The 26,655-nt window shown below is 70.6% G+C and carries 25 protein-coding genes and 1 tRNA gene; 14 read left to right on the top strand and 12 right to left on the bottom strand.

Features of this window, described 5'->3' with window-relative positions; translation table 11 throughout:
- Positions 1-5 precede the first annotated feature (5 nt).
- Positions 6-533 (bottom strand): helix-turn-helix domain-containing protein, encoded by a 528-nt coding sequence (locus ABZ919_RS16570; protein ID WP_361247961.1) that lies wholly within the window; start codon positions 531-533, stop codon positions 6-8.
- Positions 534-689: 156 nt separating this feature from the next.
- On the opposite strand from ABZ919_RS16570, the gene ABZ919_RS16575 reads away from it, so the two are divergent.
- A complete protein-coding gene (locus ABZ919_RS16575; RefSeq protein WP_361247963.1) occupies positions 690-2,120 on the top strand; it encodes an MFS transporter in 1,431 nt (476 codons plus the stop codon).
- On the opposite strand, the gene ABZ919_RS16580 is transcribed toward ABZ919_RS16575, so the two are convergent.
- A complete protein-coding gene (locus ABZ919_RS16580) occupies positions 2,117-2,923 on the bottom strand; it encodes a class E sortase (protein ID WP_361247965.1) in 807 nt (268 codons plus the stop codon). The genes ABZ919_RS16575 and ABZ919_RS16580 overlap by 4 nt on opposite strands.
- A gap of 285 nt (positions 2,924-3,208) precedes the next feature.
- On the opposite strand from ABZ919_RS16580, the gene ABZ919_RS16585 reads away from it, so the two are divergent.
- The gene (locus ABZ919_RS16585; RefSeq protein ID WP_361247967.1) at positions 3,209-4,243 is read left to right on the top strand and encodes an SEC-C metal-binding domain-containing protein; all 1,035 of its coding nucleotides are present in this window, start codon (positions 3,209-3,211) and stop codon (positions 4,241-4,243) included.
- Positions 4,244-4,285: 42 nt separating this feature from the next.
- Here the strand turns inward: ABZ919_RS16585 and ABZ919_RS16590 are convergent, their stop codons facing one another.
- On the bottom strand, positions 4,286-5,317 hold the full coding sequence (locus tag ABZ919_RS16590) for a YDG/SRA domain-containing protein (RefSeq protein WP_361247969.1): 1,032 nt from the start codon (positions 5,315-5,317) through the stop codon (positions 4,286-4,288).
- Between the two features lie 139 nt (positions 5,318-5,456).
- Here ABZ919_RS16590 and ABZ919_RS16595 point away from each other — a divergent pair, with 139 nt between their 5' ends.
- Entirely contained in the window at positions 5,457-6,119 is a 663-nt protein-coding gene (locus ABZ919_RS16595; protein WP_361247971.1) for an HAD family hydrolase, read from the top strand.
- Here ABZ919_RS16595 and ABZ919_RS16600 read toward each other — a convergent pair.
- Positions 6,100-7,377, bottom strand: coding sequence for a transcriptional regulator (locus ABZ919_RS16600; protein ID WP_361247973.1), 1,278 nt, complete (start codon positions 7,375-7,377; stop codon positions 6,100-6,102). The genes ABZ919_RS16595 and ABZ919_RS16600 overlap by 20 nt on opposite strands.
- Positions 7,378-8,717: 1,340 nt before the next feature.
- On the opposite strand from ABZ919_RS16600, the gene ABZ919_RS16605 reads away from it, so the two are divergent.
- Positions 8,718-8,993: a hypothetical protein gene (locus ABZ919_RS16605; RefSeq protein WP_361247974.1), complete on the top strand. Its 276-nt coding sequence runs from the start codon at positions 8,718-8,720 to the stop codon at positions 8,991-8,993.
- Between the two features lie 272 nt (positions 8,994-9,265).
- On the opposite strand, the gene ABZ919_RS16610 is transcribed toward ABZ919_RS16605, so the two are convergent.
- Both ABZ919_RS16610 and ABZ919_RS16615 read right to left on the bottom strand, forming a co-directional pair.
- Positions 9,266-9,736 (bottom strand): DUF2267 domain-containing protein, encoded by a 471-nt coding sequence (locus tag ABZ919_RS16610; protein WP_361247975.1) that lies wholly within the window; start codon positions 9,734-9,736, stop codon positions 9,266-9,268.
- A gap of 391 nt (positions 9,737-10,127) precedes the next feature.
- The gene (locus tag ABZ919_RS16615; protein ID WP_361247977.1) at positions 10,128-10,553 is read right to left on the bottom strand and encodes an Hsp20/alpha crystallin family protein; all 426 of its coding nucleotides are present in this window, start codon (positions 10,551-10,553) and stop codon (positions 10,128-10,130) included.
- 188 nt (positions 10,554-10,741) lie between these two features.
- Here ABZ919_RS16615 and ABZ919_RS16620 point away from each other — a divergent pair, with 188 nt between their 5' ends.
- Positions 10,742-11,044, top strand: a complete 303-nt coding sequence (locus ABZ919_RS16620; RefSeq protein ID WP_361247979.1) for a hypothetical protein — start codon at positions 10,742-10,744, stop codon at positions 11,042-11,044.
- Between the two features lie 17 nt (positions 11,045-11,061).
- On the opposite strand, the gene ABZ919_RS16625 is transcribed toward ABZ919_RS16620, so the two are convergent.
- Positions 11,062-12,012: a helix-turn-helix domain-containing protein gene (locus tag ABZ919_RS16625; RefSeq protein ID WP_361247981.1), complete on the bottom strand. Its 951-nt coding sequence runs from the start codon at positions 12,010-12,012 to the stop codon at positions 11,062-11,064.
- A gap of 205 nt (positions 12,013-12,217) precedes the next feature.
- On the opposite strand from ABZ919_RS16625, the gene ABZ919_RS16630 reads away from it, so the two are divergent.
- Positions 12,218-12,661, top strand: coding sequence for a hypothetical protein (locus ABZ919_RS16630; protein ID WP_361247983.1), 444 nt, complete (start codon positions 12,218-12,220; stop codon positions 12,659-12,661).
- A gap of 26 nt (positions 12,662-12,687) precedes the next feature.
- Here the strand turns inward: ABZ919_RS16630 and ABZ919_RS16635 are convergent, their stop codons facing one another.
- Positions 12,688-14,250 carry an MFS transporter gene (locus ABZ919_RS16635; protein ID WP_361247984.1) on the bottom strand — a complete coding sequence of 521 codons (1,563 nt, stop codon included), beginning with the start codon at positions 14,248-14,250 and terminating at the stop codon, positions 12,688-12,690.
- 109 nt (positions 14,251-14,359) lie between these two features.
- Positions 14,360-15,622 carry a DUF445 domain-containing protein gene (locus tag ABZ919_RS16640; protein ID WP_361247986.1) on the bottom strand — a complete coding sequence of 421 codons (1,263 nt, stop codon included), beginning with the start codon at positions 15,620-15,622 and terminating at the stop codon, positions 14,360-14,362.
- Between the two features lie 260 nt (positions 15,623-15,882).
- On the opposite strand from ABZ919_RS16640, the gene ABZ919_RS16645 reads away from it, so the two are divergent.
- Together ABZ919_RS16645 and rdgB are read left to right on the top strand one after the other, a co-directional pair.
- On the top strand, positions 15,883-17,217 hold the full coding sequence (locus tag ABZ919_RS16645) for an SGNH/GDSL hydrolase family protein (protein WP_361247988.1): 1,335 nt from the start codon (positions 15,883-15,885) through the stop codon (positions 17,215-17,217).
- A 46-nt stretch (positions 17,218-17,263) separates the two neighbouring features.
- On the top strand, positions 17,264-17,866 hold the full coding sequence (gene rdgB / locus ABZ919_RS16650) for an RdgB/HAM1 family non-canonical purine NTP pyrophosphatase (RefSeq protein WP_361247990.1): 603 nt from the start codon (positions 17,264-17,266) through the stop codon (positions 17,864-17,866).
- A gap of 7 nt (positions 17,867-17,873) precedes the next feature.
- Here rdgB and ABZ919_RS16655 read toward each other — a convergent pair.
- Both ABZ919_RS16655 and bcp read right to left on the bottom strand, forming a co-directional pair.
- Positions 17,874-17,957 (bottom strand) — tRNA-Leu (locus tag ABZ919_RS16655).
- A gap of 47 nt (positions 17,958-18,004) precedes the next feature.
- The gene (gene bcp, locus ABZ919_RS16660) at positions 18,005-18,472 is read right to left on the bottom strand and encodes a thioredoxin-dependent thiol peroxidase (protein ID WP_361247992.1); all 468 of its coding nucleotides are present in this window, start codon (positions 18,470-18,472) and stop codon (positions 18,005-18,007) included.
- 93 nt (positions 18,473-18,565) lie between these two features.
- Between bcp and ABZ919_RS16665 the strand changes: the two genes are divergently transcribed.
- From ABZ919_RS16665 to ABZ919_RS16675, 3 genes are all read left to right on the top strand, one after another.
- Positions 18,566-18,895, top strand: a complete 330-nt coding sequence (locus ABZ919_RS16665) for a DUF3618 domain-containing protein (RefSeq protein WP_361247994.1) — start codon at positions 18,566-18,568, stop codon at positions 18,893-18,895.
- A gap of 43 nt (positions 18,896-18,938) precedes the next feature.
- Positions 18,939-19,298, top strand: coding sequence for a co-chaperone GroES (locus ABZ919_RS16670; protein WP_361247995.1), 360 nt, complete (start codon positions 18,939-18,941; stop codon positions 19,296-19,298).
- Between the two features lie 180 nt (positions 19,299-19,478).
- Positions 19,479-19,799, top strand: coding sequence for a multidrug efflux SMR transporter (locus ABZ919_RS16675; protein WP_361247997.1), 321 nt, complete (start codon positions 19,479-19,481; stop codon positions 19,797-19,799).
- A 26-nt stretch (positions 19,800-19,825) separates the two neighbouring features.
- Here the strand turns inward: ABZ919_RS16675 and ABZ919_RS16680 are convergent, their stop codons facing one another.
- The gene (locus tag ABZ919_RS16680; protein WP_361247998.1) at positions 19,826-22,801 is read right to left on the bottom strand and encodes a transglycosylase domain-containing protein; all 2,976 of its coding nucleotides are present in this window, start codon (positions 22,799-22,801) and stop codon (positions 19,826-19,828) included.
- A gap of 1,241 nt (positions 22,802-24,042) precedes the next feature.
- Here ABZ919_RS16680 and ABZ919_RS16685 point away from each other — a divergent pair.
- The 3 genes from ABZ919_RS16685 to ABZ919_RS16695 are packed head-to-tail and all read left to right on the top strand — an operon-like array spanning position 24,043 to position 26,651.
- Complete coding sequence (locus ABZ919_RS16685) at positions 24,043-24,843, top strand: ABC-2 family transporter protein (RefSeq protein ID WP_361248000.1); 801 nt, start codon at positions 24,043-24,045, stop codon at positions 24,841-24,843.
- Positions 24,844-24,886: 43 nt separating this feature from the next.
- Positions 24,887-25,663 (top strand): ABC transporter permease, encoded by a 777-nt coding sequence (locus ABZ919_RS16690; RefSeq protein ID WP_361248033.1) that lies wholly within the window; start codon positions 24,887-24,889, stop codon positions 25,661-25,663.
- 1 nt (position 25,664) lies between these two features.
- Positions 25,665-26,651 (top strand): ATP-binding cassette domain-containing protein, encoded by a 987-nt coding sequence (locus ABZ919_RS16695; protein ID WP_361248002.1) that lies wholly within the window; start codon positions 25,665-25,667, stop codon positions 26,649-26,651.
- Positions 26,652-26,655: the final 4 nt, after the last annotated feature.

The raw sequence follows: 26,655 nt of genomic DNA on the forward strand, positions 1-26,655 counted from the left end.
GGTGGTCAGGCGGGTTCCGTCTCCAGGGGCTCCAGCAGCCGCCTGGGCTTCAGCAGGGCCCGGCTGACCGGGTCCGCCGGGTCGTGGTCGAGGCCGGGGCCGGGCTCCATGACGACGTCCTCGACCGGTACGACGACCCCGCACGCGGCACATTCGCCGTACGAGCCGAGTTCCGTGCCGCATGCGGCGTGCCGGAAGTACCGCAGCTGCGTCTCGCCCAGGTGCTCGCGGCCCCACAGCCCGAGGGCGCGCAGGGCGGGCCACAGGGCGATGCCCCGCTCGGTGAGGACATACTCGTCGCGCGGCGGCGACTGCTGGTACCGGCGCTTCTCGAAGATGCCCTCTGCGGTCAGGGTCTGCAGACGGGCGGCCAGGACGGCGCGCGGGATGCCGAGGTGGACCAGGAAGTCGTTGTACCGCCGCACGCCGTACAGCGCGTCCCGGACGACGAGCAGCGTCCAGCGCTCGCCGATGACCTCGAGCGCGCGGGCGATCGAGCACTGCTGTGTCGCATAGTCCTTGCCCAGTGCCATGCCGTCCACTGTAGCCACCCTCCCGACCTGAGTTCATTCACTGAACCGATGGTGTTACGGTGAAGAGGCCACGTCAGTTCAATGAACGAACCTACGTGCCGGATTCCACGACCGACCCGCACGTCACCGCAGGCCCCGGAAGGACAGGACCACGCCATGACCGGGCTCGACTCCCCCACCACCACCGCCACCCCCACCCCCACCCCCACCCCCACCGCAGCAGCCGTTCGCGCCGCGACCGTCCGGAACGCCCCCGTACGCCCCCGGGCCACCCTCGCCCTGACCAGCGCGGCCACCGCCGTGGCCCTGATGACGTACACGGCCCCGATGGTCACGCTGCCGGACACGGCGGCCGCCCTGCACACCCCGCTCTCCGCCCAGGCCTGGCTGCTGAACGGCACCCCGCTCGGCCTCGCCGCCCTGCTGCTGGTGGTCGGCAGTCTCGCCGACGACTACGGCCGCCGCCGGATCTTCCTCGGCGGCACGCTGGCCCTCGGTCTCACCACCGCCCTCGGCGCCCTCACCACGTCGACCTGGCAGTTCGCTCTCGCCCGCATCGGCCAGGGCGCGGCGAGCGCGGCCATCCTGGCGAGCAGCCTCGGTCTGCTGGTGGCGGCCTTCCCCTCACCACGCGGCCGGCTGCACGCGACCGGAGTGTGGGGCGCCTTCGTCAGCGGCGGCATCGCGGTCGGGCCGCTGATCGCGGGCGCGCTGCCGAGCTGGCGGATCGCGTACGGCGTCCTCGGCGCCGCCACGCTCCTGGTGGCCGCGCTCGGCGCCCGGGCACTCACCGAGTCCCGCGCCCCGCGCGGCGGCCGGCCCGACGTCCTCGGCGCCCTGACCTTCGGCCTCGCCCTGGTCGCCCTGGTCGCGGCCCTGACCCTGGGCCGCGACGGCTGGCTGCGCGCCCCCGTCGGCCTGCTCCTCGCCGCCGCGGTCCTCCTGATCGCGCTGTTCACCGCGGTCGAACACCGCACCGCCACCCCCATGATCGACCTCGGCCTGCTGCGCCGGGCGCCCTTCCTGGCCTCGGCCGCCGGCGGCCTGTTCACCGGCCTCGGGGTGATCGGCCCGTTCAGCTTCCTGCCGGCCCTGTTCCAGCAGGCGCTCCGGCTGTCCCCGCTCGCCACGGCCTGGCTGTTGCTGATCTGGTCCGGACTGAGCTTCACGGTGGCCCTCCAGGTCAAGCACCTGGCCGGCCGTATCGCCCCGCGCACGCAGCTGGCCGTCGGCTTCGCCCTCCACACCGTCGCCGTGCTGACCATGCTCGGTGCCGTCGCCTCCGGGTCCTGGACCCGCCTGCTGCCCGGCCTGGTCATCAGCGGCATCGGCAGCGGCCTGCTCAACGGCGCGCTGCCGTCGCTGGCCGTCGAGTCGGTCCCGCGCGAGCGCGCCGCGATGGGCTCCGGCGCCCAGCAGACCCTGCGCTACATCGGCTCCTGCACCGGCGTGGCCCTGACCATCGCCCTCGCCACCTCCGCCCGCACCCTGGCCGACGGCGCGAACATCGCCCTGCTGGTGTCGGCGGGGCTGGCGGCGGCCGGGGCGGTGACCGTGCCGGCCCTGCGGGAGCGGGGGCAGCACTAGCGGGGCCGCACGGAGACCAGCTTGCCCCAGACCGCCATGCGGTAGCGCGAGGTGAACTCGGGGGTGCAGGTGGTCAGAGTGATGTAGTAACCGGGCCGGTCGTACCCGTACCGGGGCCGGACGAGGGAGCGCGGGACCGGCCGGACGACCCCCGCGTCCAGGGCGGAGGTCTGCGGCAGGATCTGGTCGACGTCGTAGGTGTACGTCGCCGTCCGCGTCTCCACCTCGATGTCGTCCCCGCGCCGCAGCCGGGGCAGGTACCGGAAGGGCTCGCCGTGCGTGTTCCGGTGCCCGGCGAGCGCGAAGTTGCCCGCCTGGCCCGGCTGCTGGGTCCCGCGGTAATGCCCGACGTACCCCTTGTCGAGGACATCCGTCCTGCTCACGCCCTCGGCGACGGGCACCCGCAGACCCAGCCGGGGAATGATGAGGACGGCGTACGCCTGGGACCGCCGGGGCAGGGCGGCGGGGACGTACGAGCGCTGCGGCGCACGGGACTTGGACGCACCAGGGACCGACGCGGGAGCCGCGGGCGAGGCGGTGGCCGGAGCCTCCGCGGCCCCCGGGCCGCCGCCGCCCCTACCGGACCCCCCGCTCCCCCACTCCCGCTCCAGCGCCTCCACCTGACGCTCGGCCCCGCGCCGGGCCTCCCGGTTGGTCCACCACAGCTGGTGCACGACCAGCAGCAGGAGCAGCACCCCCACGGTGACGAGCGCCTCGGCCCCGCCCCACAGCACGCGCCGGCGTCGGGCACGCCGACGCCGGTCCGTGTGCCGTACGACCCGCACGCCCGACGACGCAAGCATCCGCACCCACCTCCACGGGAGCCGCCCGCAGGGTAGGCGCAGCGCGTACAACTGGCCATAGCCGAGGGGGACCGGGAACGTCGTACGACTTCCTCAACGAGGCCGAGAAACCACGGGCCCCCGCCTTTCCCGGAACTTCCTGTCGGTCGCGCTGTCGGTCGCGTTCGCGGCGAAATCGGTCCAGACGCCGCAGGTGGACGGGGTGACGGTGCAATCGGGGATCTTGAGGGGAGCCTGACCAGGACTTGCTCCCTTCCGTCACTGCTCGGCAGTACGGTGTCCCCCATGCGCCCCGACACGCCTGCCGAGAACGTCGACCACACCGCCGAAGCGGCACGCCTGGAGCGGACCGCCGGACTGTATCCCGAGGACGCCGAGGCCCTGCTGCTCCGCGCCGCGGCCCACCTGGAACTGTCCGGCGACCGCCCCTCGGCCACCGCGCTCTACGACCGCCTGCTGTCGTCCGCCGCCGGCCTGGAGAGCCCGGCCCTGGTGAGGGCTCTGAAGGCCTCCAACCTCTGGGAATACGGCCACGAGGCGGAGGCGAGGGCGATCATCGAGGGCATCCGGGTGACCGCCCCGCGCGACCCCGCCCCCTGGGTGATCATCGCCGAGTCCCTGGAGTCGCACGACGAACTGGAGGCGGCGGCGGAGACCTTCACGGAGGGGGCCCGCCTGCTCCTGCCGCCCGCGGAGGGCCCGGAGGCCGGCCCTGACCCCGCCCCCTCCACCCACCCCCTCCTCTACGGCCGCCACCGCGTCCGCCGCATGCTGGGACTCCCGCACGACGCCTGGGACACCCTGGCGGACTCGCTCCACACGTCCCCCGTATCGCTGGACGAACTCCACGACCCCAAGCGGGTCTGGTCCCTGGGCTCGGACAACCCGGCGGAGCTGGCGGCGGAGATCTCCCGCCTGCGAGCCGAACTGGGCGCCTACCGCGAGGCCCTCTCCCGCCCCTTCCCGGTGGCGGTCCTCCACTGGCCGGCCGAGGAGCTCACCGAGCTGCTCTCGACGTATCCGGCCCTGTCCTCGGAGTACCCGTCCCACGAGACGCACCTGTCGACCATAGAGTCGTCGCTGCGCGAGCTGTCGTCCTCGGGCACGCCGAACCTCGGCATCGTCACGGGCACGGTCCCGTCGTACGAGGCCTTCGCCGCGTCGGAGGGCTCCTCCCCGGCAGACACCACCCTGCTCCCCCAGTACGCGACGACCTTGGCGGCACGGGGGCGGGCGGTGGGGTGGCCGCCGCAGAGGGGGGCTGGGTGTTGGTGTGGAACAGAGCGGACGTACGCGGACTGCCACGGGTTGAGTAGGTGACTCGGTCCGCGACATCAGTGCTACGTGCGTGAAGCCCCGGCCTTACGGTTGGCCGGGGCCACCCTCAAGTCGCCACCAATCTCGGTGATAACGCACGTACTCTTCGTGCACTTTATGCTTCTTGTGTCGCTTCAGTTTTGCGCGGACGTTTTCACCAAACATGCCGGCGCGCAGGACGATCGACCAATCATCTTCAATGACGACAGCCCCAAGGTCAAGACGCACATGACAGTTGGGGCAGAGGCAGAGAATATTCCTCTCCACATCCGGCCCGTTGTGCGGCTTTCCCAACGGCTTTATGTGAGCACCCTCGCTGTAGGGCCTCTCGTCCGCCCCAAGCAAGCGCACCCCGCAAATCTGACACTCATGCTCGTACAACTCCTTGACTCGACGTACGGCGGCAGCGTCGCGGACGATTCGTTGAATGGAAGTAGCGCGCGTCACGGGGAACCTCTCCCCGTCCGTCCACGCACGCTCACCAAGCTCAGGGGCAGCTTCTTGGCCTTTCAACAGTTCCTGCTGCTCCATCAATACAGATGCGATTTCCCGCTCTACGGGTGTCTGCTCCTGCTCGGGCAGAGGAAGCCTCTCCAGTTCGAACTGGCATATCTTTAGCGGCGAGCCATCTGAAGCTGGTGATATAGAGGAGGCTGTACGGATCTCCGTGATCGCGTACAGTCCGTCGTATCTGTACGCGTCCGGCAGTGAATAGCGTTCGTCTCCGTCTGGACCACGAATGATGCGGATGGGGTAATTTCGCTCGAAGCTGAGCTTGAGTGCAGCATTATCCCGGTATTCCCAAGATTGACTCTGCAGGAGCCTCTTACCGTCCTGCGTCTTGTCCTTGTTTGGCGAGGCGCCGGTGTACTTGACTCGAACCCAATCATCCTGATCGTCTTCGTAGCCGCCATTCAAGACGATCGCATCCGCTACGTAACTGCCGTCAGTGTCCCTTAGCCGAGAGATGCCTCGTTGTGTGTCGCCATGCAGTTTGGCGTGAAGCACGTCCGTCCGGCGCCGGAACACCGCCCCTGGAACTACCCCATCTATGTGACCGATGACTCGCTCTGTCATCGCCCCATGGTGGCGCAAGATGATCACTCGTGTCACGAGGTTGCACGAATCTGGCTGCACCCGTCGGACCTGTAGGTCTGTCATCGGTGCCCGGGACGCATCCGCCAATGCCACTTGGGGCCATCGATACGCTGCACCCATGATTCGCGCAGTGGTCTTCGACGTCGGTGAGTGCCTGGTAGACGAGACCCGGGAGTACGGGACCTGGGCTGACTGGATGGGCGTGCCTCGGCACACCTTCCATGCGATGTTCGGCGCTGTTGTCGCGCAAGGGCGTGACTACCGGGAGGTCTTCCAGGAGTTCCGTGCGGGGTTCGACCTCTACCAGGAGCGGGAGAAGCGTGCCGCAGCCGGACAGCCGGAGACGTTTGGGGAGCAGGACCTGTACGCCGATGTCCGCCCCACCCTGGCGCGGCTCCGGGTCGACGGAGTGTGGCTTGGCATCGCTGGAAACCAGACCGTTCGAGCAGGGCGCATCTTGCGTCAACTGTTCTCGAACGACGTGGATCTGATCGGTACCTCGGATGACTGGGGCGCTAGCAAACCTGACCCAGCGTTCTTCAAACGCGTCGCCGAAGTCGTGCCCTTCGACGTCGATGAGATCCTCTACGTCGGAGACCGCTGCGACAACGACATCCGCCCGGCCAGCCTTGCAGGTATGCACACTGCGCTCGTGCATCGAGGCCCCTGGGCCACGATTCAGTGGCACTCCCCCGAGGCCAGTGAGCTACCCACCTTTCGAGTGGAGAGCCTGCTGGAACTGCCGGCACTGATCCGTGAGTTCAACGACTCAGTGCGCTGAGCGTCGTAGCCCAGTCGTACAGCCGGTCGTCGAGGTCACGTACGCAGCGCTCGTGCTGGTAGGGCGCGAGCGCACGACGGACCTCGCGTACTCGCTCCATACCGGTGGCGTACCAGGTGACGGCTAGCTGATCCAGGGCCTTACCCGCGTACTCGCAGGCCCCCTCCGGATTCGCCGACGCCGCCTCCACTGCTGCCAAGTCGCCGTAGACCACCGTGCGCTGCTTGTCCTCGGCTGGCGTCATGGATGTCAAAGCTCGGAGCAGGCTCTCGCGAGCCTGGGGGAGGTGGCCCGCGATCATCTGTGTGTTTCCCTTGAAAGCACCCAAGCGGCCCGGGGAGAACCAGTCCATCCACTCTGGGGACGAATGTCCGTTGCCGGCCGCCAGGACGTCCTCTGCATGCCCGATCAGATGCAGCGCGGTGCGCGTGTTGCCGCACCTGGTCTCGCATTCAGCCTCCACCGCATCGAGCCAGGCGAGGAATTCGGCTGATGCCGCGGCACGTCGAGCGTACGTGCGGGCCGCCGTCATCCGCTCCAAGGCGCCGTCACGATCCGCCAACCAGCCAGGAATGAAAGCCATGTGCGCGAGGATCGCCGAGCCAAGCAGTGAATCATCGGCCTCACCCGCGGCTTGCAGTGCCAGGAGGAGCGTAGCGTTGGCGGCACTCGGTTCACGAAGGTCGAAGAACTCAATCCGGCCTGCCAAGAGGTACGTCTCCCCCAGCGCGGCGGCGACCGTTCGACGCGTCGAGTCCGAGGTGTCCGGGAGCAAGGCGCAACCCAGCCTCGCGTGAGCGATGACGGCGGGGTGGAGTTGGGGCGGGGCGACAGACCAGTAGAGCCTTCGGTGGGACCGAGTGACTGCCTGAAAGTCGGTCCCAGCAGTCGAGGGCTGTGGTGCCGCGGCAGCTCGGGGCGGCAGGGATGCCACGCCGAAAGCCGCTGCTCCCCCTGCGACCACAGCACGCCGCGTTGGCTCCGCGTGCTGCACACCATCAGGGGCCCACGGAGGCGTGAAGCCAAGGGCCTCCATGCTCTGCCCCAGCAGGTGGACAAGCATCCGCTGGCAGTCCGGCTGTGGCCAGGGCGGAGTGTCTGACTCCCAGCGACGAACCTGTCGCACGCCGATCGACAGCCCTCGGAGGCCCATGTCCTCGGCATGCCGGGTCAGGGCGTCTGCCAGGTCTTGCTGCGAGTTGAACCCGGCGGCTACTCGAGCGGCCTTGAGTCGGACGTTGCCGCTGGGCCTGGACACGTGGACACCTCCTGCTGCGGTTCCTTCAACACTCCCACATCCGTCCTCTGTTCGGCACCCTTCCCTCGCCGGGCGTCAAGTACGCCCTCTTAGAGTCCTTTTAGTGGCCTTGATAAGTCCTCGATTGTGCCACCGAGTTGCTAGACGCTTAGCGCACGCTCGACCGAAGCTCAGTACTGGAGGTGGTCCGTTGGACACGCAAGAGGCCTTGGACGAAGCGGTGGGCGAATGGCTGGTCCGCGCTCACCCGTCACCGGAGCGGGCCCGGGCAGAGTGGGCGACTCAAGGCGTTGCGTTACTGCCTCTCGGTGTTCGGTTCGCTGCCGTACGCATGCCCGGAGAGGTAGTACACGCCGCTGTGGGCGCGCGTGAGCCCGACGAAGTGGCACCCGCACTTGGTGCGTCTCTGGGAGGCTCGATCATCTACGACCGTCGTGCCGTCGGCGAGACGTATTACGCACTGATCCAGGCGCACACCGGTCTGGCTTGGGCGTATGGAGACATCGTCGCGTGTCTAGGTGAGGGGACGTACCTCGGAGTGCCGCGACTAGACCAGCAACAGCCGCCGGGGACGTACTGGGTGATCCCACCCCGGTACGAGGGTGACCTATGCACGCCGCGGTCGATCATCACTCTCATTGAGACGGCTCGCACGCGTCATAACGCCGGGCGGTGATGGGTCGCCATGCTCGTGGAGAAGACGCTGAAGGAGGCTGAAGCGCGGCCGTCTTGGCACCAGGCAGAGGTGTACGCATCGTGAGCCACGGCGAGAAGGCTGGGCTTTTTACCGATAGTCCGCTCATGACCATTCGTGTCTCGCAGGACTCCGGCAAGACATGGGGACCTACCCGGGCTGTATTCGCCGCGGCTGGTCTACCGCCCCTGATCACTGCCGAGTGGCCGCCGTGTCAGTGCCGGAGGTGCGGCAGGCCCAATGAGGGTTCTGGGCACTGAGGGGCTCGCCTCTTCCTCCGTGGACTCCGCCCACTGGCCTGGCCCCGCGGCGGCCGTGCGCCTCCCGCGCCCCATGGCGACACCGCACCATTGCCTTGCGCCACTACTCCGGACGATTGATGCACCCCGCCAACGACGCGCCACGCCAGCAGCCCCTGGCCTCGAAGACAGGCGCCCTGCCCGCCGACCGCGACACCTCGGGAGCTCTCTCGCCCCGCCGATCGACGGAACGGCAGCGGATGACAGGTCGCCACAGTCGCCCCGAACCCCCTCACAAGGTCGGCGCGCCGCTGTCCGGTTTGGGGTATTTTCGCACTAGCCTCCATAACCGCAAGCGGTCGAACTGTCACCGACCGCATCCACACCACTCGCACCATGGAGATGACATGCACACGCTTCGCAAGACTGCCGTCCTGGTCGCAGCCCTCGGCAGTGTCGGGTTCCTGGCCTCCGGCACCGCCTACGCCGGCGGTGAGGGCGGCGGGGGCAGCAGCGTCCTGCAGAGCACGAACTGCAGGTCGCACGACCTCAACCTGGACATCCTCGGCGAGGTGGGCATCGCCAACGGCGTGCTGGGCAACGCGCTGAACGGTGAGGGCAACCCGGGCGCGCAGGACACCCACATCGGCTCGACGATGGGCTGCAGCAACAAGGCCTTTTAAGAGGTCGGTTCGCGTTCCTTGACTGCGGCAAGCGGGGGCAGGCCGGCCGTCCGGTGGGTCGGCCTGCCCGCCGCCGGTACGGGACATGCGCGGTGACTTAACCCGCGCACGGACACATCCCGGCGTGAACCCGCACGCGCATCCCCGGTGAACGACGGAGCACACCGAGAAGCCCCCGCAGCCGGTGGCTTCTCTGCTTGGTTCGAGGCGGGGCGGGGCGGGGCGGGGGGGGAGATGGCCGGCGACGCCCGGTCCTCGTGCGCGAACCGCGCTTACGCCGTCCGCGCCAGGTCCGCCCGGCCGAAGAGGAGGGCGTAACCCGGGGGGAGTTGGGCGAGGAGGTGGGTGGTCAGGGGGACGCCGACCCAGTCGGCCAGGACGCCGAGGACGGAGCTGACGTGCCAGCGGGCCGTCGCGGGCGTCGAGCCCTCGATGCGGGTGGCCACCGACTCCACGAACTCCCTCGCCGTCAGGGGGTGGGTCGCGGGGATCTGGGAGGCGATCAACCGGGCCGCCTCCAGGGGGAGGGACTGGGCGAGGGCGACGCGTTCGTCACCGGTCACGTGGCCGCCCAGGGCCGAGAGGACGGTGCGGGTCACGTGTTCCGCCTCCGCCTTCGTGGGGTACTGGCCCGCCTCGCGCACCTTCTCGGTCAGTTCGTCCCAGCGTGCGGTGTCGGCGTCACGTGAGAGGGCCGGCGGCGCGGGGATCGTCGTTCTCGGCTGCGGTGTCGTCACCGTCATCGTGGTGGCTCCTCTTCCAGGACGCTTCGGCAGTTCGCCGGCTCGGCCAATCGGCGGTGCGACCGTTCGACGTTCGGCAGATCGTCGGTTCTCCGGTTCTCCGGCTCGGCAGTGCGGCAGTCCGCCGCTTCCGGCACCGGAAGGCCGGTACCCCGTAATGCGAGGACCATGAGCGGGAGTTCGTGTCATGTGTGGCATGTGGTGGCATGCAGTGCGAAAGCCGTCTTGTGTGATGGGTGGGTTCGGCGCGCCACGCGCCCCGGAGCGCGGGCGGGGCCCGTGACCGGAGATCCGGGACGCGTGGCGACGACGGTGGCGCCGGCCGTGGCGCGCCCGCCGACGAACGGTGACGGGCGCCTACGGGCAGACACAGAGGTCACCTGACAGACGGTCAGCTGCCGATCTGCTTACGGTCCCCGGTGCCGCCCGTGATCTGGATGCGGCGCGGCTTGGCCTGTTCGGCCACCGGGATGCGCAGCGTCAGGACGCCGGCCTCGTACGACGCATCGATGCGTTCCGTGTCGAGGGTGTCGCCGAGGAAGAGCTGACGGGTGAAGGTTCCCTTGGGGCGCTCGGCGACGAGCACCTCCGCGTTCTCGGGGGCCGGGTTGCGGCGCTCGGCGCGGACGTTGAGGACGTTGCGCTCGACGTCCAGCTCGATCGTCTCCGGGTCGATGCCGGGCAGGTCGAAGTGGACGAGGAAGTCGTCTCCGGCGCGGTAGGCGTCCATCGGCATCGCGGCCGGGCGCGTGGCGTCTCCGAAGAGCTGTTGCGTCAGACGGTCGAATTCACGGAAGGGGTCCGTGCGCATGAGCATCACAGGTCACTCCTCTCTCCAGGGGCTGGGAGGCGATGCCCTACGGCTTCTTATATAGCTCTCCGCGGGAAACTTGACAAGCCGAGACTCAGGTTAGGGGAGCGCGTTCGGTTGCGCGTTAGCCTCAGGACCGGACGAACAGCAGGCAGGACAAGCGCAGACAGGGCACAGCGCGAAGAGGAGGCAGCATGGCCAGGGTTCCGAGTGCGGTCGTCGCCGCCACCGGGCTCGTCGGTGGGTACGGCGTGGCCCGTTGGACCAAGAAGCGGCAGCTGGGCGGGGCCGTGCTGGCCGTCGCCGGGGCCGCCGCGGCTCAGCAGTGGCGCGCGCAGGCCGGCGGGAAGGCCGCGGGCGCGCTGAGCGCCGCGTACATCGCCGCGTTCGCCGGGTCCCACCCGCTGGCGAAGAAGATCGGCGCCTGGCCGTCCGTGCTCGGTGTCGCCGGCGCCGTCGCCCTCGCCTCCTGGGCCGTCGCCGACCGCAAGGCCTGACGGCCCACCGACGGCACCTACAGCGCCCCCGCCCGGAACGACCGCCGGTACGCCTGCGGGCTCGTGCCCACCACCCTCCGGAAGCGTTCCCGGAACGCCGTGGGCGAGCCGAAGCCGCTCTGGGCGGCGATGCGCTCGACAGGGTGAGCCGTGGTTTCCAGCAGGTGCTGGGCCCGTCGTACCCGGGCCCGGTGCAGCCACTGCAGCGGGGTCGTGCCGGTCTGCTCGCGGAAGCGGCGGTTGAGGGTGCGGGTGCTCATGCCCGCCCGGGCCGCGATCTCGTCCACCGTCAGGTCACGGTCGCAGTGGTCCTCCAGCCAGTGCAGCAGCGGCTCCAGAGTGGCACCGGAAGGCGCGGGCGGCAGGTCGTGCACGATGAACTGGGCCTGCCCGCCCTCCCGTTCCAGCGGCATCACGGACATCCGGGCCGCGTGCGCGGCGACGGCCGAGCCGAAGTCCTTGCGGATCATGTGCAGGCACATGTCCAGGGCCGCCGCCGCGCCCGCCGAGGTCAGGAACTGACCGTTGTCCACGTACAGCACGTTCGGGTCGACCGTCACCTCCGGATGTCTCTCCTGCAGCCGGCCGGCCGCGTACCAGTGCGTCGTCGCGCGCATCCCGTCCAGCAGGCCCGTCGCCGCGAGGAGGAAGGCGCCGACGCAGATCGAGGCGATGCGGGTGCCCTTCGCCGCCGCCTCGCGCAACGCCTCCGCGACACCGGGCGGCAGTTGCTGGGGCGGCTCCGCCACACCCGGCAGGACGATCGTGTCCGCCTCGGCCAGCGCCCTAAGGCCGTACGGCGCCCGCACCGTGAAGGCGCCCGCGTTCACCTCCTCCCGCACCGAGCACACCCGCACCCGGTACGACGCCCGGCCGTCGGGCAGCCGCGCCCACCCGAAGGTGTCGATGGGGGCGGAGAGGTCGAACGGGACGACGCCTTCCAGCGCCAGTACGGCCACGGTGTGCATGGCGGGATCGTAGGCCCACGGCCGGGATCGTTGACCTGCGGCCGGGCGGGAACACCTGTGTGCGACCGGTTCCCGCCAACCACGTCCGACGGGGTTGGGCAGGGCCATAGGGCACCGGCGGCTGCTCGTCGCACTGGCGGGAATCCGTTGAATGTCGGCAGTCCCGCCACTTCTGCAAGATCCCTCCCCCGCCTACCGTCACCGCGTGAACAAGTTCCTCCTCGCCGTCCACGTCCTCGCCGCCATCGTCGCCGTGGGCCCCGTGACCGTCGCCGCCAGCATGTTCCCGCCCGCCGCGCGGCGAGCGCTCCGCGCCCCACAGGACGAGGGCGCCGCCGGGACGCTGCGGCTGCTGCACCGGATCTGCCGGGTGTACGCCCTCGTCGGCGTCGTCGTCCCCGTCTTCGGGTTCGCCACCGCGAGCGGGATGGGCGTGCTCGGCAGCGCCTGGCTGATCGTGTCCATCGGGCTGACGGCTCTCGCCGCCGCCGTCCTGGCCGCGCTGGTCCTTCCCGCCCAGAGCGCCCTCGTGGAAGGGCGGGAGGCGAATCCCGCGCGGCTCGCCATGTTCACCGGGATGTTCAACCTGCTGTGGGCGACCGTCACCGTCCTGATGATCGTGCGGCCGGGATCCACCACCGGCGCCTGACCCTCGCCGCCCTCACGGCTCGGCCGTCACGGCCTGCTCGGCGCCGGCGGAGCCGCAGGCCCCCGGCCCTCCTGGGTGCCCGGAGCGGGCCTGGCACCCCGTGTCGCCTCCCTGGCCCGGCTCGCCACCGCCGTCAGCGGGCGGGCGATGTCCTCCAGGGAGCGGCGTTCGGCCCGTACCGCGAGAGCCGCCGCGACCAGGCCCGCCGCGCACATCAGGGCCGCGCCGATGGAGAAGGCCAGCACCGTGTCGCCCACCTTGCCCGTGCCGGTCAGGTCGGCGAACAGCAGCGGGCCGCTGATGCCGCCGGCCGCCGTACCCAGCGCGTAGAAGAAGGCGATCGACATCGCTCGCGTCTCCATGGGGAAGATCTCGGAGACGGTGAGGTAGGCGCTGGAGGCGCCCGCCGAGGCGAAGAAGAGGACCGCGCACCAGCAGGCGGTCAGCGTGTCCGCGCTCAGCGAACCCCGGTCGAACAACCACGCGGTACCGAACAGCAGCAGGCCCGACAGCAGATACGTCGAGGAGATCATCACCCGGCGGCCCACCGTGTCGAAGAGGTGACCGAGCAGCAGCGGTCCGCAGAAGTTGCCGACCGCGATCACCGCGAAGTAGTAGCCGGTGTGGTCGGAGGGCACGTCGAAGAACTTGGTCAGGATGGCGCCGAAGCCGAAAGTGATCGCGTTGTACAAGAACGCCTGGCCGATGAAGAGGGAGAAGCCGAGCACGGCGCGCCGGCGGTACCGGCCGAAGACCGTGCGCGCGATCTCCAGGAACGTCACGCTCTTGCGCTGGTGGATCTCCAGCTCGCCCTCCGGCTCGGGCAGCCGTACGCCCTTCTCCCCCTCCACCCGGCGCTCGATGTCGGAGACGATCTCCTGCGCCTCCCGGTCCCTGCCGTGGATCAGCAGCCAGCGCGGACTCTCCGGGACATGGCGCCGTACCAGCAGGATGACCAGGGCCAGGACGGCGCCCAGGGCGAAGGTCAGGCGCCAGCCGACGTTCGCGGCCAGCAGGTTCGTGTTGAGCGCGACGATCGACAGCAGCGAGCCGCCCACCGCGCCCAGCCAGAAACTGCCGTTGATGATCAGATCGACCCGGCCGCGGTAGTGCGCCGGGATCAGCTCGTCGATCGCGGAGTTGATCGCCGCGTACTCGCCGCCGATACCGAAACCGGTGAGGAAGCGGAACAGGAAGAACCACCAGGCCTCCCACGACACCGCCGTCAACGCCGTCGCCGCCAGATACACCGCCAGGGTGATCATGAAGAGCTTCTTGCGGCCGAAACGGTCGGTCAGCCGGCCCCAGAACAGGGCACCCAGACAGGCACCGGCCACATACAGCGCGGCGGCGGTGCCGGTGATCTGCCCCGACGAGATCGCGAGGCCGCTGCCCGGTTCGGCCAGCCGGCTGGCGATGTTGCCGACGACGGTCACCTCCAGACCGTCCAGGATCCATACGGTCCCCAGGCCGACCACGATCGTCCAGTGCCAGCGGGACCAGGGCAGACGGTCCAGCCGGGCGGGGATGTCGGTGGTGATGGTCCGGCCGGTCCGCGGGGACGGCACCGGTGTCTCGGCTGCGCTCATGGGCTCCCTCCACGTCGAAGGACGCCCCCCGGCACCCAGCGGGGGGACTGCTGTCGGGTGCCCCCGACCCGCGGAAACACGCGGAAGAGCCGGGAACGCTCGAAACGGCTCAGGCGCCGAGCGTCCGTGTCACCGCATAGATCAGCAGTCCCGCCAGCGAGCCCACGACCGTGCCGTTGATCCGGATGAACTGCAGGTCGCGGCCGATGTGCGCCTCGATCTTCCGGGTGGTGTGCTCGGCGTCCCAGCTCGCCACGGTGTCCGTGATCAGCGAGGTGATCTCCTTGCGGTACGTCGTCACGACGTGCACCGCCGCGCCCTCGACCCAGCTGTCGACCTTCTCCTGCACGTTCGGCTCGGTCGCCATCCGCCGGCCGAGCGACAGCAGCGCGGCCCGGACCCGCGTCCGCAGCTCGCTGCGCTCGTCCTCGGCCGCCGCCACGACCATCGACCGTACGGCCGTCCAGGCGGACGCGATCAGATCCTGCACCTCGCTCCGGCCCAGCACCTCCCCCTTGAGCCGCTCCACCCGCGCCCGGGTGTCCGTGTCGGACTGCAGGTCGGAGGCGAAGTCGGTGAGGAACCGGTCCAGCGCGCCACGCGCCGGGTGAGAGGGCATGTCACGCATCTCGGTGACGAAGCGCAGCAGCTCCTTGTAGACCCGCTCGCCGACCTTCCGGTCCACGAACCGCGGGGTCCAGCCGGGCGCGCCGCCCTCCACCGCGACCATCACGTCGTCCCGGTGCAGCACCAGCCAGTCGTGCGCACGTGCCACCACCAGATCCACCGCACGCCGGTGCCCGCCATCGGCCACGACGCCCTCCAGCATCTTGCCGACCGCCGGCGCGATCTCCTTGGTGTTCGCCCGCCGGGTGATCGCCTCGCTCACCACCGCCTGCACATCCGCGTCCCGCAGCACCGTCAGCGCACCGCGCAGCGCGGTGGCCAGCTCCGCCGTCACCCGGTCCGCGTGCCCCGGCTCGGCCAGCCACGCCCCCAGCCGGCTGCCGATCCCGACCGCGCGCAGCCGCTGCCGTACGACGTCCTCGGACAGGAAGTTCTCACCGACGAACTCCCCGAGCGACACACCCAGCTGGTCCTTCTTGGTCGGGATGATCGCGGTGTGCGGGATCGGCAGCCCCAGCGGGTGCCGGAACAGCGCGGTGACGGCGAACCAGTCGGCCAGCGCGCCCACCATGCCTGCCTCGGCGGCCGCGGCGACATAGCCCGCCCAGTTTCCGGCCCCCTCGTGCGAGGCGAGCTTCGCCAGGACGTACACCACCGCCACGAACAGCAGCATGGCCGTCGCCGTCAGCTTCATCCGCCGCACTCCGCGCCGGCGCTCCTCGTCGGCCGGCGTGAAGGCGGTCATCGTTCGGTACGACACGCCCCGTCCCGGCGCTGTTCCGGTCTCCGTAGGTCCCATCAGCTCCACCCGTTCAGCTCCGCCCGGTGATCCCGCACACAATTGTCCCTTCCTGACCGACTCCCGGAACGGAACAAGAGTTCCCGGCGTCTATCTCCCCGGGGGGTTTTGGGCAGGGCCCTGACAGCCCTCCCCCACCCATGACGCATCATGGGCGCACCAAGATCGGAGCCCGGGCTCCCATCCTCGAGGAGAACAACACAAGCGTGACCAGACGTCGTGGTTATGCGGTACTGAGTGCGCTCGTCGCACTGGTCCTGGCCGTGTCCGCCGCCATCTACCTCACCACGGTGTCCGGCGACGGCACCCCGCACGGCGCCCTCACCGACGACCGCCCCCACCACGGCGCCTCCGTCGCCCCCGCCTCCACCGGCACCTGGGTCGGCGCCTGGTCCGCCTCCCCCGTGGGCGGCGAACCCGGCACCGGGACGGAAGGCCTCACGGGCCGCTCGGTGCGCAACGTCGTCCACACCGGCCCCGGCGGCACCAGCGCCCGGATCACGCTGTCCAACCTCTACGGCCAGACCCCGCTGACCATCACCCACGCCTCGATCGCGCTCTCCGCGGGCGACGGCACCGCGGCGGCCGACCCGGACTCCATGCGCCGGCTCACCTTCGACGGCTCCACCACCGTGGTCATACCGGCCGGCGAACAGATCGTCAGCGACGCCGTGCACCTCGCCCTCCCGCACGACAGCGACGTCCTGGTCACCACCTACTCCCCCACCCCGTCCGGCCCGGTCACCTACCACCCGCACGCCCGGCAGATCTCCTACGTCGCGGCCGGCGACCGCACCGAGGACGCCACCGGCACCCCCTACACCCAACAGACGCCCTACTGGCGGTACTTGACGAGTCTGGACGTCCTCAGCAACGAGGCCGACGGCACCGTCGCCGTCTTCGGCGACTCCATCACCGACGGCATCACCTCCACCACGGGCGCCAACCACCGCTGGCCCGACATCCTCGCGCGCCGCCTGCGCACCGCGATCGAGGGCGGCCAGCACCTGCCGCGCTACAGCGTCGTCAACGAGGGCATCAGCGGCAACCAGGTCCTCGCCGACGGACTCGGCCGGCCCGCCGAGAACCAGAGCGGCCTCGGCCGCTTCGGCCGCGACGCGCTCTCCCACCCGAACCTCAAGGTCGTCGTCATCGACCTCGGCATCAACGACATCCTGCGCAACCCGGGACTCGCCGACCCCAACAGGATCACCGCCGGCCTGCGCACCCTGGTCCGCGAGGCACACGCCCGCGGCCTGAAGGTCGTCGGCGCCACGCTGACGCCCTTCCGGGGCCACCGCGGCTGGACCCCGGCCCGCGAGGCGGTACGGCAGCAGATCAACGCCCGGATCCGCGCCGAGCGGGTCTACGACGCCGTCGTGGACTTCGACAAGGCCCTGCGCGACCCCTACGACCCGCGCCGGCTGCTCCCCGACTACGACTCCGGCGACCACCTGCACCCCAGCGACCTGGGCTTCAGCCGGATGGCCCAGGTCTTCGACCTGAGCGCGCTCAGGGGCGCGGGGCAGGCGGAGCTGTAGCGGGGCGGGCGGACCGCCGATCCGGGGGCGGGGAATACTGGCGGGCATGACCCGCTTGATCCTCGCCACCCGCAATACCGGAAAGATCACCGAGCTGAGGGCGATCCTCGCCGAGGCCGGACTCAGCCACGAACTCGTCGGCGCGGACGCCTTTCCGGAGATCCCCGACGTCAAGGAGACCGGCGTCACCTTCGCCGAGAACGCCCTGCTCAAGGCCCACGCCCTCGCCCAGGCCACCGGCCTGCCGGCCGTCGCCGACGACTCCGGCCTCTGCGTCGACGTCCTGAACGGCGCCCCCGGCATCTTCTCCGCCCGCTGGGCCGGACGCCACGGCGACGACAAGGCCAACCTCGACCTCCTCCTCGCCCAGCTCTCCGACATCACGGAGGAGCACCGGGGCGCCCACTTCGCCTGCGCGGCGGCGCTCGCACTGCCGGACGGCAGGGAACGGGTGGTCGAGGGGCAGCTGCGAGGCACCCTGCGGCACGCCCCGGCGGGCACCAACGGCTTCGGCTACGACCCGATCCTCCAGCCGGAGGGCGAGACGCGGACGTGCGCCGAGCTCAGCCCGGAGGAGAAGAACGCGATCAGCCATCGGGGGGTGGCGTTCCGGGCGCTGGTGCCGGTGGTGCGGGAGCTGCTCGGCTGAACTCTCGTGCGGCCGGAGGGACTCGAACCCTCACGGGAGTTACCCCACTGGGACCTAAACCCAGCGTGACTGCCAATTCCACCACGGCCGCGTGGTACTGCCCGGCCATGCTAGCGGCCGGGCAGCGGGGCCCGACGGTCAGATACCCAGATCCTTGATGATCTTTGCCACGTGGCCGGTCGCGCGGACGTTGTAGAGGGCTCGTTCGACCTTGCCCTCCTCGTCGACGACGATCGTGGAGCGGATGACGCCCATGTAGGTCTTGCCGTAGTTCTTCTTCTCGCCGTAGGCGCCGTAGGCCTCGGTGACCTTCTTGTCCGGGTCGGCGAGCAGGGTGACCTTCAGGGACTCCTTCTCGCGGAACTTCGCCAGCTTCTCCGGGGCGTCCGGGGAGATGCCGATGACGTCGTAGCCGGCGCCCGCCAGGAGCTCCAGGTTGTCCGTGAAGTCGCAGGCCTGCTTGGTGCAGCCTGGGGTCAGGGCGGCCGGGTAGAAGTAGACGATGACCTTGCGGCCTTTGTGGGCGGAAAGGGACACCTCGGTGCCGTCGGCATCCGGGAGGGTGAAGGCGGGGGCCACGTCCCCCGGCTGGAGTCGCTCGCTCATCGGGCCAGCGTAACCGGGGGGCCTTGCGGTGCACCGCGAGGAGAAGCTGACAGACTGTCCGGAACAGCATCAGGAGATTTCGGAGGCCGTACGGTGGCGGAGACGTCGGACACGAGAACCCCGGCGCAGATCGAGGCGGACATCAAGCGCCGCCGCGAGGTGCTGGCCGAGACGCTCGACGAGATCGGGGTGCGGGTGCACCCGCAGACGATCATCGGGGATGCGAAGGCCAAGGTCGTCGCCAATCTCGATCACACGGTCGGCCGGGCGTACGTCCAGGTCAACCGGGTGGTGAGTGAGGTGCGGGCCCAGTTCGTCGACGAGGAGGGCCGGCCCCGGATGGAGCGGGTCGTGCCCGTGGCGCTGCTCGCCGTGGGTGTCGTCGGGCTGCTCGCCGTGGGCAGGAAGCGGCGCAAGGGCTGACCCGGGCGGGGACGAGCACGGCGAAGGCAGGTAGGTTCGAGACGTGAGCGCCAACAGAAACGAGCACAGCACCCCCCGGCACGACAAGCTTCCCATCCGGATGCTGCACGACCGGGTTCTGGTCAAGCAGGAGACGGGCGAGGGCGAGCGGCGGTCCGGCGGCGGCATTCTGATTCCGGCCACCGCTGCGGTCGGACGGCGGCTGGCCTGGGCCGAGGTCGTCGCGGTCGGGCAGAACGTACGGACCGTGGAACCGGGTGACCGGGTTCTGTTCGATCCGGAGGACCGGGCCGAGGTCGAGGTGCGGGGCGTGGCCTACGTGCTCATGCGCGAGCGGGATCTGCACGCCGTCGCCGCGGACCGCTTCGAGGGGTCGGAGGACTCCACCGGCCTGTACCTGTGATGCGCCGCTGATCCGACTCAGCGCCCGGAAAAGGGCTGGTGACCGTCGTCACCAGCCCTTTTCCGTGTCTTTGCTAGGTTCGGGAGGGCCAGCCCGACGAGACGCGCCGTACCGGGATCCCCGACCCTCAGGCAAAGACGACGCACCCCCGTTCAGAGATGTCTTCCGGAGGTGTTCGTCGTGGCCTGGGTCCTGCTTGTCGTCGCCGGTCTGCTCGAGGTGGGCTGGTCGATCGGGATGAAGTACAGCGAGGGCTTCAGCCGGCTGGTTCCCAGTCTGTTCACCGGGGCCGGGATCGTCGCCAGCATGGTGCTGCTGTCGTATGCCGCCAAGTCGCTGCCCATCGGCACGGCGTACGGCGTGTGGGTGGGCATCGGGGCGGCCGGGGCGGCGGTGCTCGGCATGGTGGTGCTGGGTGAGCCGGTCACCGCCGCCCGGATCTTCTTCGTGTGCCTGCTGCTGGTCGCCGTGGTGGGGCTGAAGGCGACCAGCGGTCACTGAGGAGTCATGGGGGCGTCACTGGGCCGTCAGGCGCCGGGGTCGCCTCCTTGGGCGCCGGCGGCCGTGCCGACGGTGACTCCTCCGCCGTCGGTCCCGCCGCCGGTGGCTGTGCCGCCCCCGTCGGTGCCGCCGCCGTTGGTGCCGCCGCCCGTGGGATCTCCGCCGCCGTTCACGCCTCCGCCCGTGGCGTCACCACCGGTGGTGTTCGTGTTGCCGCCGGTCGCGTCGCCGCCGGTGGTGTTCGTGTCGCCGCCGGTGGTCGGGCCGCCGTTCGTCGGGGTGCCGGTGGTGCCGCCGACGGTCGGGCTGGTGGTCGCACCGCCGTTCGTCGGGGTGCCGGTGGTGCCGCCGTTGTTCTGTTCACCGGTCGTGCCCGGCTGGGCCGAGCCGGTGGCGCTGGGCGGCTGCGGCTGGTCGGCTCCCTGCTGCAGCTGCAGGTCGAAGTCCGAGGACGGCGTGCCCTGCAGAGCGTCGTGCGTGTACTGGGCCCAGATCTGGGTCGGCGGGCCGCCGCCGTTGATGCGGGCCTGGCCGAGGGCGCCGTACAGCGGCATGTGCTTGGCCGTCACCGGGTCCTGGCCCATCACGGAGACCACCGTGGCCAGGTCGGGGGTGTAACCGGCGAACCAGGCGGCCGTGTCGTTCTCGGCGGTACCGGTCTTGCCGGCCGCCGGACGGCCCGCGTTCTGCGCGGCGGTGGCGGTGCCGTTGTCGACCACGCTCCGCAGGATCGAGGTGGTGGTGTCGGCGGCCTCGCGGCTGACGGCCTGCTTGACCTCCTGGTCGGGCAGCCTGACGTCCTCGGAGTTGTCCTTGGTGATCTTGTCGATCAGGGTGTAGGCGCCGTGCTTGCCGTGGTTGGCGAGCGTCGCGTAGGACTCCGCCATGTCCAGGACGCTGGCGGTGGCGGTGCCGAGGGCGATGGACGGGTACGGCTGGAGGTCCGGGGTGTCGGAGGGGACGCCGAGGTCGATCGCGGTCTGCTTGACCTTGGAGGGGCCGACGTCGACCGCCATCTGCGCGTAGACGGCGTTGACGGACAGGTCCGTCGCCTTGGTGACGGTGATCTGGCCGTACGACTTCTGGTCCTCGTTCTGCGGGGCGTAGGCGCCGCCGCTCCAGCCCTGTACGGGGCGCTCGTTGGTGCCGTCGTACACGGTGTTCGGGGTGATGGTGCGGCCGTCCTGGGTGGACGAGCCGTTCTGCACCGCCGAGGTGAAGACGAAGGGCTTGAAGGTGGAGCCGACCTGGAAGTCGCCGCGGGTCGCGCCGTTGGTGTACTGCTTCACGTAGTCGATGCCGCCGTACATGGCGACGACCTTGCCGGTCTTCGGGTCGACGGAGGCGCCGCCCGCGCGGACGTAGCGGTCGGCCTTGTTGTTCTTCTTGTCCAGCTTGGAGATCAGCTGGTCGTTCACGGCCTTGACGAAGGCGTCCTGCCTGTTCTTCTGGATGGTGGTGGTGATCCGGTAGCCACCGGCCGTGAGCTGGTCGTCGGTGAGGATGTTGTTGGTGGTCAGGTAGTGCTTGACCGCCTCCACGAGGTAGCCGCGCTGGCCGGACAGGCCGGTGGAGACCGTCTGTTCCTTCGGCATGGGGAACTTCATGCCGGCGCGGCTGGACGGGCTGAGCCAGCCCTTCTTGACCATGCCGTCCAGGACGTAGTTCCAGCGGGCGACGGCCGCGGCCTTGTTCTCGGGGTGGGCCACGACGTCGTACTCGCTGGGCGCGTTGACGAGGGCGGCGAGGTAGGCGGCGCGGGCCGGGTCGAGGTCCTTGGCGTCGACGCCGTAGTAGGCCTGGGCCGCGGACTGGATGCCGTAGGCGTTGCGGCCGAAGTAGCTGGTGTTGAGGTAGCCCTCGAGGATCTCGTCTTTGGTCTTGTTGCGGTCCAGCTTGATCGAGATGAAGAACTCCTTGGCCTTGCGGGTGACCGTCTGCTCCTGGCCCAGGTAGTAGTTCTTCACGTACTGCTGGGTGATCGTCGAGCCGGACTGCTTGCCCTTGCCGGTCGCGGTGTTCCAGGCGGCGCGGAGCATCGCGGCGGGGTCGACGGCCGACTCACTGTAGAAGTCGCGGTCCTCGGCGGCCAGTACGGCGTGCTGCGCGTCCTTGGAGACCTGGGCGAGGCTGACGTTCTCCCGGTTGATCTGGCCGTCGCGGGCGATCTGGGAGCCGTCGGCGTAGAGGTAGACGTTGGCCTGCTTGGTGGCCAAGGCGTTGGCCGGGGGGATCTTCACCAGCGAGTAGCCGAGGAAGAAGAGGCCGATGAGCAGAAGCACGCCGACGATGAAGGTGCCGAGCAGCATGCGCCAGGTGGGGACGATCCGCCGCCACCCGGTGCGCTTGGGCCGCTTGGTCTTCTTCCCGTTGCCTTCGCCTCCGGCGGGCTGAGGGCCGCCGGGGGTGTCCGCGAGGAGGCCGGTGTCCTTCTCGGAGGGGGATGCGGTGGTGGGGCCGGTGGCGGAGCGGGCGTTCGTGCCGGTGCCGGTGGTGCCGGTGCCGGTGGTGCCGGTGCCGGTCCGGGGGCCGCCGCCGGGGCCGCGGGTGGCTGCTCCGGCCGCGCCGAGCGCGGCTGCGGCGCCGGCGGGGCCGGCCTGGGACGCCTGGCCTGCGGCGCTCGCGGCACCGGCGGCGGCGCCGACCGCTGCGGCCGCTCCGGCCGCCTGGGTGGCGCGGTTCGCCCCGCCGCCGGGGCGTGCGGGCCCGGGGACGGAGCCGGGAGCGGTGGTACGAGAGGTTCGGCCGGCGGCGTTCGATCCGGTCACCGGGGATGTACCGCCGGTGGCGTCGGGCCCGGCGGGCTCGCCGGGCTCGGCCGGTCGGGATGCGTTGACCCGCCGGAGGACCTGGGTGGTCTCCGGTGCCCCCGTCCCACCGGCGTCGCCGGCCGACGTGCCGGACCGGTCCTCCTGGGACGCCCGGGGCGGCGTGACCCGCCGGAGCACCTGCGTGCTCTCGGCCGACTGCGCCTGCTCGGAGCCGCCCCGGGCCCCCGGCACCTGCGCCTTCCCGGACCCGTCATGCCGCCGGCCGGCCGGATCGGCCTCCTGGGACGCCGGCGCACCGCGGGAAGCCGAGCCCGCAGCGGAGCGCGAGGCTCCATCGGAGGGTGAGCCCCCGCCAGCCACGGAAGCCTCACCGTCGCCCCTGCCCCCACCGGACGCCCCAGCGGGCCGAGAGGCCTCAGCGGACGCACGGCCCCCACGTGCCGCTGAAGCATCACCCTCAGCACCGCCCGAAACGGAGGTCCCGTCAGCCACGGAACCCCCACCGGAGCCGCCTGCCCCAGCGGACCCCGAACCCTCAGCAGAGCCCGAGCCCCCAGCGGAGCCCGAGCCCCCAGCAGAGCCCGAGGCCCCAGCGGAGCGAGAAGCCCCAGACGCCGGCCCACCGCCGGAAGCCGAGCCCGCAGCGGAGCGAGAAGCCCCTCCGGACGCCGACCCCGCAGCAGAGCCCGAGGCCCCACCGGACGCCGACCCCCCAGCGGAGCGCGAGGCTCCATCGGAGGGTGAGCCCCCGCCAGCCACGGAAGCCTCACCGGCGCCCCTGCCCCCACCGGACGCCGGCCCCGCAGAGGCCGTCGGCCGACCGGTGCCGGCACCCGTCGGAGCCGCGCCGGAAGCCGCGCCCCCGCCGGCCGCCGAAGTCCTCTGCCGCTCGCTGCGGCCACCCTGGGCCGCCTGGCGGGCCCGGGCCATGGACACCGTCCGGTCCACGGTCGCCCGCTCTGCCGAGGTGGACCGCTCCGCCGAAGCCGGCCGCGCCGCCGGGGTCGCCGGGTTCTCGGACGACGCACGGTCACCCGTTCGGCCCAGCTCGGCCGAACGGGTCTCACCGCCGTCCTTGCCCGGGGTGCCGGACCCCTCGGAGCCGGCCGGCCGGCCGGTGTCCTCGGGCTGTGTCGGCTTGCCGGTCCCCGTGACCGTGGCGGGCGGCGTCTCCTCGCGGCCCCCGGGATCACCGGGCCCTTCAGCCGGCAGCGGCTCTCTCGGCGGCTCGCCTTCGTTCGGCTGCTGCGGCTGCGGCTCGTCGCTCATGTCGTGCACGGACTCCTGTTTCGCGTCGTACGTTCCCGTACGCCTCGTACGCTTCTGCGCCCCCAGTTTGAAGACTCTCGCACCTGGCGTTCCGTTCCCGGCTTCCGGCACTCTTCCGGCACGGATAATCCGTGGCCGGCCGCCGGGCTCCGGGACTAGGCTCCTGCGCTTCGGTGTCGAGCGGTCCCGGGAGGTTGACTGGCGTGGGCGCGGGACGGTTGTACGTGGCCGTCGCGGTGGGGGGATTCAGACGGTACGCGACGTATCGGGCCGCCACTGCGGCAGGGGTGTTCACGAACACGGCCTTCGGGCTGATCCTCGTCTACACGTATCGCGCGCTGTGGGACGAGCGGCCGCACCTCGGGGGCTGGGACCAGGCGCAGGTCGTGACGTACGTGTGGCTGGGCCAGGCGTTCCTGGCGACGCTCGCGATCGGCGGCGGGGGCGTCGAGAACGAGTTGATGGAACGCATCCGTACGGGGGACGTGGCGACCGACCTGTACCGGCCGGCCGATCTGCAGCTGTGGTGGCTGGCGACGGACCTGGGCCGGGCGTTCTTCCAGCTGCTGGGGCGGGGGCTGATCCCCTTCGCCTTCGGGGCTCTGTGCTTTCCGGCGTACTTGCCGACGGACGCCGGCACCTGGGTCGCCTTCTTCGTCGCCGTGCTGCTCGCGATGCTCGTCGGCTTCGGGATCCGGTATCTGGTGGCGCTCAGCACGTTCTGGTTCCTGGACGGCACGGGTGTGACGCAGATGTCGTGGCTGGTCGGCTACTTCTGCTCGGGCATGCTGCTGCCGCTGAACATCTTCCCGGGGACGCTCGGCGAGGTCGTACGGGCCCTGCCCTGGTCCTCGCTGCTCCAGGCGCCGGCCCAGATCCTGCTGGGCCACGGTGATCCGCTGGGCACGTACGTGTTCCAGGGGGCCTGGGCGGTGGTGCTGCTGGGCGCCGGGCGGCTGATGCAGTCGGCGGCGACGCGGCGGGTGGTGGTCCAGGGTGGGTGAGGCGGGCACCGGCCGGGTGCGGGAGGGCGTACGAACGTATCTGATGATCGCCGGGATGTGGGTGCGGTCCACGATGGCCTATCGCGCCTCGTTCGCGATGACCACGTTCGGCAGCTTCGCGACGACCTTCTTCGACTTCGTGGCGATCATGCTGATGTTCTCCCGGGTGGACGCCCTGGGCGGCTGGTCGTTGCCCGAGGTGGCCTTCCTCTACGGCCTGTCCGGTACGGCCTTCGGCCTTGCCGACCTGGTGATCGGGTCGATGGAGCGGCTGGGGCGCCGGGTGCGCGACGGCACGCTGGACACGCTGCTGGTGCGTCCGGCGCCGGTGCTGGCGCAGATGGCGGCCGACCGGTTCGCGCTCCGGCGGCTGGGCCGGGTGACGCAGGGGCTGCTGGTGCTGGGATGGGCGGTCGTCCGGCTCGACATCGGCTGGACGCCGCTGAAGCTGCTGCTGATGCCGGTGATCGTGGTAAGCGGCTGCGCAATCTTCTGTGCGGTGTTCGTGGCGGGGGCCGCCTTCCAGTTCCTGGTGCAGGACGCCTCCGAGGTGCAGAACGCCTTCACCTACGGCGGCACGGCGCTGCTGCAGTACCCGCCGACGGTCTTCGCGAAGGACCTGGTGCGCGGGGTGACGTTCGTGCTGCCGCTGGCCTTCGTCAACTGGCTGCCCGCGACGTACGTGCTGGGGCGGCCGTATCCGCTGGGGCTGCCGCGGTGGACGGCGTTCGCCTCGCCGCTGGTGGCGGTGGGGTGCTGTGCGCTGGCGGGGCTGGCCTGGCGGGCGGGACTTCGTTCGTACCGGAGCACAGGGAGTTAGCGTGACTGATGTGATCGCGGACTTCGACGCCGGCTTCATCACACTGGAGCGGGTCGAGAAGGTCTTCGAGGTACGCAGGAAGACCGGGTTCCTGAAGCGGGAGCGGCGCGAGGTGCGGGCGGTGGACTCGCTCTCGTTCACCGTGGCGCGCGGGGAGATGGTCGGGTACATCGGGCCGAACGGCGCCGGGAAGTCGACCACGATCAAGATGCTGACCGGCATCCTGACGCCGAGCGCGGGCCGGCTGCGGGTGGCGGGCATCGACCCGTCGCGCGAGCGCAGGCGGCTGGCGCACCGGATCGGAGTGGTGTTCGGGCAGCGCACGACCCTGTGGTGGGACCTGCCGCTGATCGACTCCTACCGGCTGGCGCACCGCATGTACCGGATCCCGGAGGGCCGTTACCGCGAGAACCTGGACCGGATGGTGGAACTCCTGGATCTGGCCGCCCTGCTGGACGTGCCGGTACGGCAGCTCTCGCTGGGGCAGCGCATGCGCGGGGACATCGCGGCGGCCCTGCTGCACGACCCGGAGGTGCTGTACCTGGACGAGCCGACGATCGGCCTGGACGTCGTGTCGAAGGCGAAGGTGCGTGGATTCCTGCGGGAGTTGAACGCCGAGCGCCGCACGACGGTGCTGCTGACCACGCACGATCTGCAGGACATCGAGCAGTTGTGCTCGCGGGTGATGGTGATCGACCACGGCCGGCTGATGTACGACGGCCCGCTGGCGGGGCTGCACGAGGCCGGGGAGAGCGAACGCACCCTGGTGGTGGACCTGGAACGCGAACTCCCGCCGGTCCGGGTGCCGTCGGCGCGGGTGGTGCGGGTGGAGGGGCCGCGCCAGTGGCTGGCGTTCCCGGCGGGTCAGTCGGCGGCGCCGCTCGTCGCGCGTCTCGCGGCGGAGTACCCGCTGGTGGACCTGTCGGTGCGGGAGCCGGACATCGAGGCCGTCATCGCGAAGATGTACGCGGAGAAGGCGGTCTCGTAGGCTT

The sequence above is a fragment of the Streptomyces sp. NPDC046759 genome, assembly GCF_040645475.1.
Classification (GTDB): Bacteria; Actinomycetota; Actinomycetes; order Streptomycetales; family Streptomycetaceae; genus Streptomyces.

Bases quoted from the DNA above. Each gene is read 5' to 3' on its own strand.
- bcp (WP_361247992.1), bottom strand. From the start codon at position 18,472: ATGAGCGAGCGACTCCAGCCGGGGGACGTGGCCCCCGCCTTCACCCTC.
- ABZ919_RS16575 (WP_361247963.1), top strand. From the start codon at position 690: ATGACCGGGCTCGACTCCCCCACCACCACCGCCACCCCCACCCCCACC.
- ABZ919_RS16615 (WP_361247977.1), bottom strand. From the start codon at position 10,553: ATGCTCATGCGCACGGACCCCTTCCGTGAATTCGACCGTCTGACGCAA.
- ABZ919_RS16595 (WP_361247971.1), top strand. From the start codon at position 5,457: ATGATTCGCGCAGTGGTCTTCGACGTCGGTGAGTGCCTGGTAGACGAG.
- ABZ919_RS16585 (WP_361247967.1), top strand. From the start codon at position 3,209: ATGCGCCCCGACACGCCTGCCGAGAACGTCGACCACACCGCCGAAGCG.
- ABZ919_RS16605 (WP_361247974.1), top strand. From the start codon at position 8,718: ATGCACACGCTTCGCAAGACTGCCGTCCTGGTCGCAGCCCTCGGCAGT.
- ABZ919_RS16620 (WP_361247979.1), top strand. From the start codon at position 10,742: ATGGCCAGGGTTCCGAGTGCGGTCGTCGCCGCCACCGGGCTCGTCGGT.
- rdgB (WP_361247990.1), top strand. From the start codon at position 17,264: ATGACCCGCTTGATCCTCGCCACCCGCAATACCGGAAAGATCACCGAG.
- ABZ919_RS16610 (WP_361247975.1), bottom strand. From the start codon at position 9,736: ATGACGGTGACGACACCGCAGCCGAGAACGACGATCCCCGCGCCGCCG.
- ABZ919_RS16590 (WP_361247969.1), bottom strand. From the start codon at position 5,317: ATGACAGAGCGAGTCATCGGTCACATAGATGGGGTAGTTCCAGGGGCG.
- ABZ919_RS16625 (WP_361247981.1), bottom strand. From the start codon at position 12,012: ATGCACACCGTGGCCGTACTGGCGCTGGAAGGCGTCGTCCCGTTCGAC.
- ABZ919_RS16690 (WP_361248033.1), top strand. From the start codon at position 24,887: ATGATCGCCGGGATGTGGGTGCGGTCCACGATGGCCTATCGCGCCTCG.
- ABZ919_RS16580 (WP_361247965.1), bottom strand. From the start codon at position 2,923: ATGCTTGCGTCGTCGGGCGTGCGGGTCGTACGGCACACGGACCGGCGT.
- ABZ919_RS16635 (WP_361247984.1), bottom strand. From the start codon at position 14,250: ATGAGCGCAGCCGAGACACCGGTGCCGTCCCCGCGGACCGGCCGGACC.
- ABZ919_RS16570 (WP_361247961.1), bottom strand. From the start codon at position 533: ATGGCACTGGGCAAGGACTATGCGACACAGCAGTGCTCGATCGCCCGC.
- ABZ919_RS16640 (WP_361247986.1), bottom strand. From the start codon at position 15,622: ATGACCGCCTTCACGCCGGCCGACGAGGAGCGCCGGCGCGGAGTGCGG.